The 8,873-nt window shown below is 67.9% G+C and carries 3 protein-coding genes; all 3 read right to left on the bottom strand.

The genetic code is table 11. The features are described from left to right. Positions 1-445: 445 nt before the first annotated feature. Positions 446-4,714 (bottom strand): 1,4-alpha-glucan branching protein GlgB, encoded by a 4,269-nt coding sequence (gene glgB, locus RF637_RS11155; RefSeq protein WP_368844857.1) that lies wholly within the window; start codon positions 4,712-4,714, stop codon positions 446-448. A 63-nt stretch (positions 4,715-4,777) separates the two neighbouring features. After that, positions 4,778-6,547, bottom strand: coding sequence for a maltose alpha-D-glucosyltransferase (treS, locus tag RF637_RS11150; protein ID WP_162229324.1), 1,770 nt, complete (start codon positions 6,545-6,547; stop codon positions 4,778-4,780). Between the two features lie 115 nt (positions 6,548-6,662). Continuing rightward, complete coding sequence (locus RF637_RS11145; RefSeq protein WP_368844858.1) at positions 6,663-8,699, bottom strand: alpha-1,4-glucan--maltose-1-phosphate maltosyltransferase; 2,037 nt, start codon at positions 8,697-8,699, stop codon at positions 6,663-6,665. Between the last annotated feature and the right edge of the window lie 174 nt (positions 8,700-8,873).

Here is an 8,873-nt window from a genome sequence, read left to right as displayed (position 1 = left end):
AACCAAAAACAAAAAACTTTGGTATCAACAAACTAGACACACTATTGAGTTGACAAACAACAAACCACACCACCAGACCCCTCACCAGGGCCACAACGGTCGGTTGCGATCTGCAAGCTTAGCTGCGGGTGACCCAGGCTGCAACTCGACATGAACTCTCGATTGCTTCCTGCTGTCACTGCTCTTCAGCGGCTTGCGGGGAACCATCCTAGCACACCTTCTCGCCGTTGTGCGCGGCTCGTCAGTGGTGGGATCGACCCCGTTTCGTTGCCCCGTTCGGCCTTCGCGGCCGCTGCCATGGCAACTCAGAAGACATTACACGCCCCCACCGGAGACGGCAAACCTGGGACGGCGAACCCTCCGGAGAGGGAGAACCCTCCGGAGACGGAGAACCCGCGGGAGCACGTGCTCCCGCGGGTTCTGCATTCAATGATGCGTGACCTGATCAGTCCCGGTCGCGCGCCGTCGGGCTGGTGCTCGCACCCTTGGCCGGCTTCAGGAACAACACCGCGAGCGGAGGGACGGTGACCTCGGCGGACGCCGGCTTCCCGTTGTATGCACCCTCGGCCGCGGTGACCCGGCCCAGGTTGCCCACGCCGGAACCACCGAAGATGTCGGAGTCCGTGTTGAGCACCTCGTCCCACTCCCCCGCCCACGGCAGACCCAACCGGAAGCGCTCGTGGGTGTTGCCCGCGAAGTTGGCCACGCACACGAGCGGGTTGCCCTGGTCGTCCCATCGGGTGAAGGACAGCGTGTTGCGCTTGGCGTCGTTGGCGTCGATCCACTCGAAACCGGACGGGTCATTGTCTCGTGCGTACAGGGCCGGGGTCTCGCGGTAGATCTCGTTGAGGCTCTTCACCAGCTCCTGCACGCCGTGGTGCGGTGGGGTCTCGGAGAGCCACCAGTCCAGGCCGTGCTCCTGGGACCACTCAGACTCCTGGGCGTACTCGGTGCCCATGAAGATCAGCTGTTTACCCGGGTGGGCCCACATGTATGCGAGGTACGCGCGCACGTTGGCGAGCTGCTGCCACCGGTCACCCGGCATCTTGCGCAGCAGGGAGCCCTTGCCGTACACGACCTCGTCGTGGGAGATGGGGAGGACGAAGTTCTCCGAGTAGGCGTAGACCATGGAAAACGTGGCCTTGTTGTGGTGGTAGTGCCGGTTGACGGGATCCTCGGCCATGTACTCGAGGCTGTCGTGCATCCACCCCATGTTCCACTTGATCCCGAAGCCGAGACCGCCGGCGCTCGTGGGTTTGGTGACCCCTGGGAAGGACGTGGACTCCTCCGCAACCATGACGATCCCGGGATTGCGCCGGTACGCGGTGGCGTTGGCCTCCTGCAGGAACGCGATGGCCTCGAGGTTCTCGCGTCCGCCGTACTGGTTGGGCTCCCACTCGCCGTCGTTGCGCGAGTAGTCCAGGTACAGCATGGAGGCCACGGCGTCCACGCGCAGCCCGTCCACGTGGAACTCCTCGAGCCAGTAGTTCGCGTTGGCCACGAGGAAGTTGCGCACCTCGCGGCGGCCGTAATCGAAGATTAGCGTGCCCCAGTCCTTGTGCTCGCCGCGGCGGGGGTCCGGGTGCTCGTAGAGCGGTTGCCCGTCGAACTTGGCGAGCGCCCACTCGTCCTTGGGGAAGTGGCCGGGGACCCAGTCCACGAGCACACCGATGCCGGCCTGGTGCAGCTGGTCCACGAGGTAGCGGAACTCGTCCGGGGAACCGAAGCGCGACGACGGCGCGTAGTAGCCGGTGACCTGGTAACCCCACGAACCACCGAAGGGGTGCTCCGCGACGGGCATGAACTCCACGTGGGTGAAGCCCTGCCACGTGAGGTACTGCACGAGCTCGCGGGCGAGATCCACGTAGCCGAGACCCATGCGCCACGAGCCGATGTGCATCTCGTACACGCTCATGGGTGCGTTGTGGGGATCCTTGGCCGCGCGGGCCTGCATCCACGCGTCGTCCTGGAACTCGTAGGAGGACTCGAACACGCGCGACGCGGTGGACGGCGGGATCTCGGTGCCGAAGGCCATGGGGTCCGCCTTGTCCCGCCACGAGCCGTCCGCCGCCTGGATCCGGAACTTGTAGGTGTCTCCGGAGCCCATGCCGGGCACGAACACTTCCCACACACCGCTGGAACCCAGCGAGCGCATGGCATGTTCGGAACCGTCCCACCCGTTGAAGTCACCAATCACACGCACGGCCCGGGCATTGGGGGCCCACACCGCGAAGCTCACGCCGGAGACGTCCCCCATGGAGGACGGGTAGTGGTGCACGTGAGCACCGAGCACGGTCCACAGGGTCTCGTGCCGGCCCTCGCCGATCAGGTGCAGGTCCAGCTCGCCCAGGGTGGGCGCGAAGCGGTAGGGGTCGTCGACCTCGGCGGGTTCCTTGCCCGCATAGGTCACCAGGACGCGGTAGTCGGGGATCTTGCCCTCGTCGTGCGCGGGGACCACGCCGGTGAAGATCCCACCCCACTCGTGCTCGAGGGGGAACGTCCCGTTGAGCGTGCGCACCGAGACGTGCGTCGCGAAGCGTCGCAGGGTCCGGATGGTCACCGAACCGTCCGGGTTGAAGTGCGCCCCGAGCACCGCGTGGGGATCGTGGTAGCGCCCCTCGGCCACCGCTGCGAGCACGTCCGCGCTCATGGGCACGGGCCCGCTCGCGGGGTGCTCCCGTTCCGACGCCGCTGCGACGCTCTGCTGGGAAGCCCCGGCCCGAGTTGACGCGTAGTTCCCGCCCGCGGTCTCCGCCGGGGCCGTCACGTCATGACCGTCGGTGGTCCGAGCCGACGCGTCGTTCGTCCCGGTCGCCTCCGACGCAGCGCCCCGCGCGTTGCGCGGTTCCGCCGACGGCGCCCGGCCGTCGGCGTGCTGCGCGGACTCGGATGCCGGGGTCGGCGTGGATTCGGGGCCCGTAGGAGTCGACGACGCCGCGGGGCCGGTGTTCTCGGGGTGTTCAGGGGTCACGAAATCCTCGGTTCTGGATGCAGGTGTGTGGCTCTCGTGTGTTTCACGCCTCACGTTACGGGAGCGCGCACGTTCAAGCGAACGCACCACGGCACCGGCCGGGACCGCGACCCAGCCCGGGCGGTTGCGCTGCTCGTAGACCACTTCGTACAGGCCCTTGTCAAGCCACAGGGCGCGGAAGAGCACCGAATCCCGGTCCACGCCAGAACCGCTCGTGCGGGCGTACCCCTCGAGGAACGCGTCCGAGACCGCGTCGGTCCAGGCGCTCATGTCCTCGTCCCGCTCGCGCGCGGCCATGGCGCCCGCATAGTCGAACGAGCGCAGCATGCCGACGACGTCGCGCAGGGCCACGTCCGGGCGGACACGCTCCTTAATGGGTCGTAGGGGCTCACCCTCGAAGTCCAGGATCCGGAACCCCTGGGCGTCGTTGTGCAGCACCTGGCCCAGGTGGTAATCACCGTGGATCCGTTGCAGGGCGGGGATCTCCCGGATCCGGGACAGCTGCTCGAGCAGGTCCTCGACCTCGGCCCGGTAGGAATCGAAGTAGTCCCCGCAGGACTCCCACGCCCAGCGGATCCGCGAGGCGAGGTCGTCCAGGAACCGGCGCCGAGCATCGTCGTCCGCGGAGACGGGGTCGAAGGCACCGAGGAGGTCGGCGTGGACGCGCGCGGTCGTGGCACCCAGCTCGGCCGCGAGCTCGGAGAAGTCCCGGGCATGGCTCGCCGCGTCCAGGGCCATGGCCCACGCGTCCCGCGAATCGGCCAGGAACTGGGCGGCCACCGCGAGCTGACCGGACGTGGTGACCAGACCCTGGCGCCACTGGGCATCGAGCCATCCAGCCGTGGCCGGGACCGCGGTGGAACCGTGCGACGTGAGTTTGACGCCCACCTCCACGTCCGGGTTGCGCCCCTCCCCCACCACGCGGAAGAACTTCACGATCACCGCGTCGCCGCCCAGCGCGGAATCCGAGTCCTCCGCGTCCTGCGGAGTGAGGATCACGGACGTGTTGGACTGCTCTGAGGAGATCACCCGCACCTGATCCGCGGAGGCAATCCGATAATCCGTGTTCATGGCCCCGGTGTAGCGGCCGTGCAGGCCCATCCCGTGGCGCAGCACCCCGCCCTCGGTCAGCTGCGCATCCATGATCCGCAGCACCCGGTCCATGAAACCTGGGTCCCCCACGGCGTCGTAGAGGTGGAACGTGGCCGTCTCGTCCGCGGTGGTGCTCTCGCTGCCCTGTGCATCGGCGCGGGCCTCACTACGACCGGACGCGCCGGCCTTCTCGCGGGCGCTGGCGGTCCGACCGGCCTCCGGGGAGTCCTCCGAGGTAATGGGTTGGGCGGTCCGCGAGCGCTCCGAGCGGCGTCGTTCGCGGAAGGAACCCGCGTGCGAGATAGCGCGGCGCAGGAACGAGGCCGAGGCCTCCGCACCCGCGATCAGCTGCTCGGGCAGGGGACGGTCCGGGCCGCCGGAGCAATAGCTGCCGATCGCGAAGCGCTCGAGCTCGGGCAGGGCTTCGGTGCTGCGCACGACCGGTACGTTGAGCAATTCGCTGCGCTCGCCCACCGTGACCTGGACCAGGAACATGATGCGTTCCGTGCCGCGATGCGATCCGGTGCCGGAATCCAGGGTCGCGCGGCCCACGACGCTCAAGCGCAACTGGTCCGGGGTGGCCGTGAACGGGAACCACCGCTGCCGCGGCAACCAGTCGCGCAACCTGTCGAGAAATTGCTGATCCGTCATGGAGGGTCCCCCGCTTTCGTCTGGACAATCACTGCTTCGCGCGCGGGCCGTACCCGCGCGCGCTCACTCGTTGCGCGCGGGCTTGATGATGGGCATGGCCACCGTCTCGGGGTGGGAACCGTCCGTGCCGGGGGTCGTGCGCAACCGGAGCCAGAAGAAGTCCTGCGAACCGAGCGTGATGCGGTAGTCGCCCTGTTCCGAGAAGGAGCCGAACGGTTCACCGCCGAACAGTTCCCGGGTGCCCCGGCCCGCGTACTCGGCCAGGTGCACGCTGCAGCTCGCGGGGACGTGGGAAAGGTTGAACACACACAGCAGGGTCTCCCCCACGCCGTCGTCCGCGTCCTGCGGGCTCAAGCGGCGCAGGAACGCCAGGACGGATTCGTGGTCCGTGCTCACGTTGACGTAGTCCCCCAGCCCGAACGCCGGGTGCGCCTTGCGCACCATGAGCATCTGCCGGATCCAGTGCAACAGGGAGGAGGACGACGCGAGCTGCGTCTCCACGTTCGTCTGCGTGTAGTTGTAGACGAGCGACTGCACGACCGGGAGGTAGAGCTTGCCCGGATCCGCGGTGGAGAAGCCGGCGTTGCGGTCGGGGGTCCACTGCATGGGTGTGCGGGACGCGTCGCGGTCGTCGAGCCAGATGTTGTCCCCCATGCCGATCTCGTCCCCGTAGTACAGGAACGGCGACCCGGGCAGGGACAACAACAGCGCGTGCGCGAGTTCGAGCTCCGCGCGGGAGTTGTCGAGCAGGGGTGCTAAGCGGCGTCGGATACCGATGTTCGCGCGCATGCGCGAATCCGGGGCGTACCACCCGAGCATGGCCTGGCGTTCCTCGCTCGTGACCATCTCGAGCGTCAACTCGTCGTGGTTGCGCAGGAACGTGCCCCACTGCGTGCCCCGCGGGATCTGCGGCGTGTGCTCCATGGTGGAGACGATGGGCGCGGCCTTCTGATCGCGCAATGAGTAGTAGATCCGCGGCATGATCGGGAAGTGGAAGCACATGTGGCACTCGGGCGCCTGCTCCGTGCCGAAGTACTCCACGACCTCGTGCGGCATCTGGTTGGCCTCCGCGATGATCACGCGGCCGGGGTACTCGCGATCCACCATCTCGCGCAGCCGCACGAGGAAGTCGTGGGTCCCGGGCAGGTTCTCGCAGTTGGTCCCCTCCTCCTCGATGAGGTAGGGGATGGCGTCCGCGCGGAAGCCGTCGATGCCCATGTCCAGCCAGAACTTCACGACGTCGAACACGGCCTCGACGACCTTGGGGTTCTCGAAGTTCAGGTCCGGCTGGTGGGAGAAGAACCGGTGCCAGAAGAACTGCCGCCGCACGGGGTCGAAGGTCCAGTTGGAGACCTCGGTGTCCACGAAGATGATCCGCGCGTCCTGGTATTTCTCGTCCGTGTCCGACCACACGTAGAAATCGCCGTACGGCCCCTCCGGGTCCTCCCGGGAGGCCTGGAACCACGGGTGCTGGTCCGAAGTGTGGTTCAGCGGCAGGTCGGTGATGACCCGCAGACCCCGCGCGTGGGCCTCCGCGACCAGTCGCTTGAAGTCGCTCACGGTGCCGAACTCGTCCAGCACGGAGTAGTAGTCGGAGATGTCGTAGCCGCCGTCCCGCAGCGGGGACTCGTAGAACGGGGGCAGCCACAAGCAATCGATCCCGAGCCACTGCAGGTAGTCGAGTTTGTCGATCAGACCCGAGAAGTCGCCGGAGCCGTCACCGTTGGCGTCCGAGAAGGCTCGCACGAGCACCTCGTAGAACACGGCCTTGCGGAACCAGTCCGGGTCGTGCGCGAGCCCGGGAGCGTTGAGTTGGAAAGGAGTGGTGCTCATGGTCGGCTGGACTGCCCTCTCGGAGAAACGTGCGTGTCGGTCATGACGGGTGCGGGGTGCGGGCCGCCGTGGTGCGCCGCGCTCAGCGGTCGGGGCGCATCGCGACGGCGCTCGCTCACTTGACCCCGCGGCGGACGCTGAGCACGTGCGCGGGTTCCACGTACGGATCCAGGCGCACGTAGTTGTGGGTGCCCCACTTCCAGCTCGCACCGGAGATCAGGTCGTCCACCCAGAAAGAGCCGTCCTCGTTGAAGTCCTGGCCCCGCAGGTCCAGGGAGTCGAGGTCCAGCCACACGGTGGCCTCCCGCGCGCTGTGCGGGTCCGTGTTGAGCACCACGATCACGGTGTCCCGGACTTGCTCGCCGTCCCGTTCCACGGTCTTGGTCTTGCTATAGGCCACGATGGCGTCGTCCGTGGAATTCTGCAGCGTGAGGTTCTGCAGGTCCCCGAGTGCGGGATGGTCCTTGCGGATCCGGTTCAGGCGCCTAATGTACGGCGCGAGCGACTCGCCGCGTTCCACGGCGGCGCCGAAGTCGCGCGGGCGCAACTGAAACTTCTCGTTGTCCATGTACTCCTCCGCCCCGGGACGAGCGACGTGCTCGAACAACTCGAAGCCGGCGTACACGCCCCACAGCGGGGACGCGGTGGCCGCCAGGGCCGCGCGCACCTTGAACGCGGCCGGGCCACCGAACTGCAGGTACTCGGTGAGGATGTCCGGGGTGTTCACGAAGAAGTTGGGCCGGTAGAACCCGGAGGTCTCGTGGGAGATCTCCTGGAGGTACTCCTCGATCTCCTCCTTGGTGTTGCGCCACGTGAAGTACGAGTAGGACTGCTGGAACCCGGCCTTGGCCAGCCCCTGCATCATGGCCGGACGCGTGAACGCCTCGGCGAGGAACACCGTGTCCGGGTGGTTCTTGCGCACCCTGGCGATCAGCCACTCCCAAAACCACAGGGGCTTGGTGTGCGGGTTGTCCACGCGGAAGATGTTCACGCCGTGACCGATCCACAGCTCCACGACCCGCAGTATCTCGGCGGCGAGGCCCTCGGGGTCGTTGTCGAAGTTCAGGGGGTAGATGTCCTGGTACTTCTTGGGCGGGTTCTCGGCGTAGGCGATGCTGCCGTCCGCGCGGGTCGTGAACCACTGCGGGTGCTCGGCGACCCACGGGTGATCCGGGGACGCCTGCAGCGCGAGGTCCAGCGCGACCTCGAGACCGAGATCATGGGCGTGCGCGACGAACGCGTCGAAGTCCTCGAAGCTCCCGAGGTCCGGGTGGATCGTGTCGTGACCTCCCTCCGGCCCACCGATGGCCCACGGGGAACCCGGGTCCTGGGGTCCGGCCGTGAGGGTGTTGTTCGGCCCCTTGCGGTGGTTGCGCCCGATCGGGTGGATGGGCGGGAGGTACGCGACGTCGAAGCCCATGGCCGCGGCCCGGTCCAGGGCCGCGGTGGCCGTGCGGAACGTCCCCGAGGTCCACTCGCCCGTCTCGGGGTCGTACGTGGCGCCCTCGGAGCGCGGGAAGAACTCGTACCACGCACCACGACCCGCGGCCTCACGCTCGACGCCGAGCGGGTAACGCGGGGACGAGCTGAGCAGATCACGCAGCGGCCGCTCACGGACATAGTCCAGGAGCTGCGGGGACGTGGCGATCCCCCACCGCTGTTCCGGCGTGCGGTCGGTGTCCGCCATCGCCTCGGCGGCGTCCTCGAAGACCCGGGCCTCCTCGGTCGCGCGATCGGACTCCTTGGAGGCGGCGTCGAAGAGCAGGGCCGCTTCCTGGAACATGAGCTCGACGTCCTGGCCGACCCCCAACTTGATCTGCGCGGCGTGGTGCCACGTGTCGTAGAGATCCGACCAGCCCTCCACCGCGAAACTCCAGGGGCCCTCGTGCTCGGGACGCAGCCACGCCTCGTAGCGGTCCGTCCCGGGGGCCACGAGCGTCATGGGTCGGCGCTGGGTCTCACGGCCCTGCGGGTCGTACAACACCGCGGTCACACCGAGGGAGTCATGACCCTCGCGGAACACGGTCGCGCTCACGCGGATGTCCTCACCGGGAACGGCCGTGGCGGGGAAACGCCCACCCTCGATCACGGGGCTCACGTCCGTCACGGGGATCCGCCCGTACACGAGATCGTCCGACGGGAAGTCCGCCAGGTGCTCGTCGTCCCCGGAATCGGTGTCCTGCTCGGCCGGGGCCTGCGCCGCGGCTTCGGCGTGCGGATCAGGTGCGGACTGAGTGTCGGGCTCGTACTGCGTGTCGGGCTCGCGCTGCGCTCCGGGCGCGGACTGTTGGTCGGATGCGGGCTGCGCCTCGGATTCGGTGTCCTC

This window comes from Kocuria sp. CPCC 204721, assembly GCF_040980945.1.
Lineage (GTDB): Bacteria > Actinomycetota > Actinomycetes > Actinomycetales > Micrococcaceae > Kocuria > Kocuria marina.
Note: the sequence above shows the minus strand (reverse complement) of the source record. Positions and strands in the feature narration are given on the sequence as shown.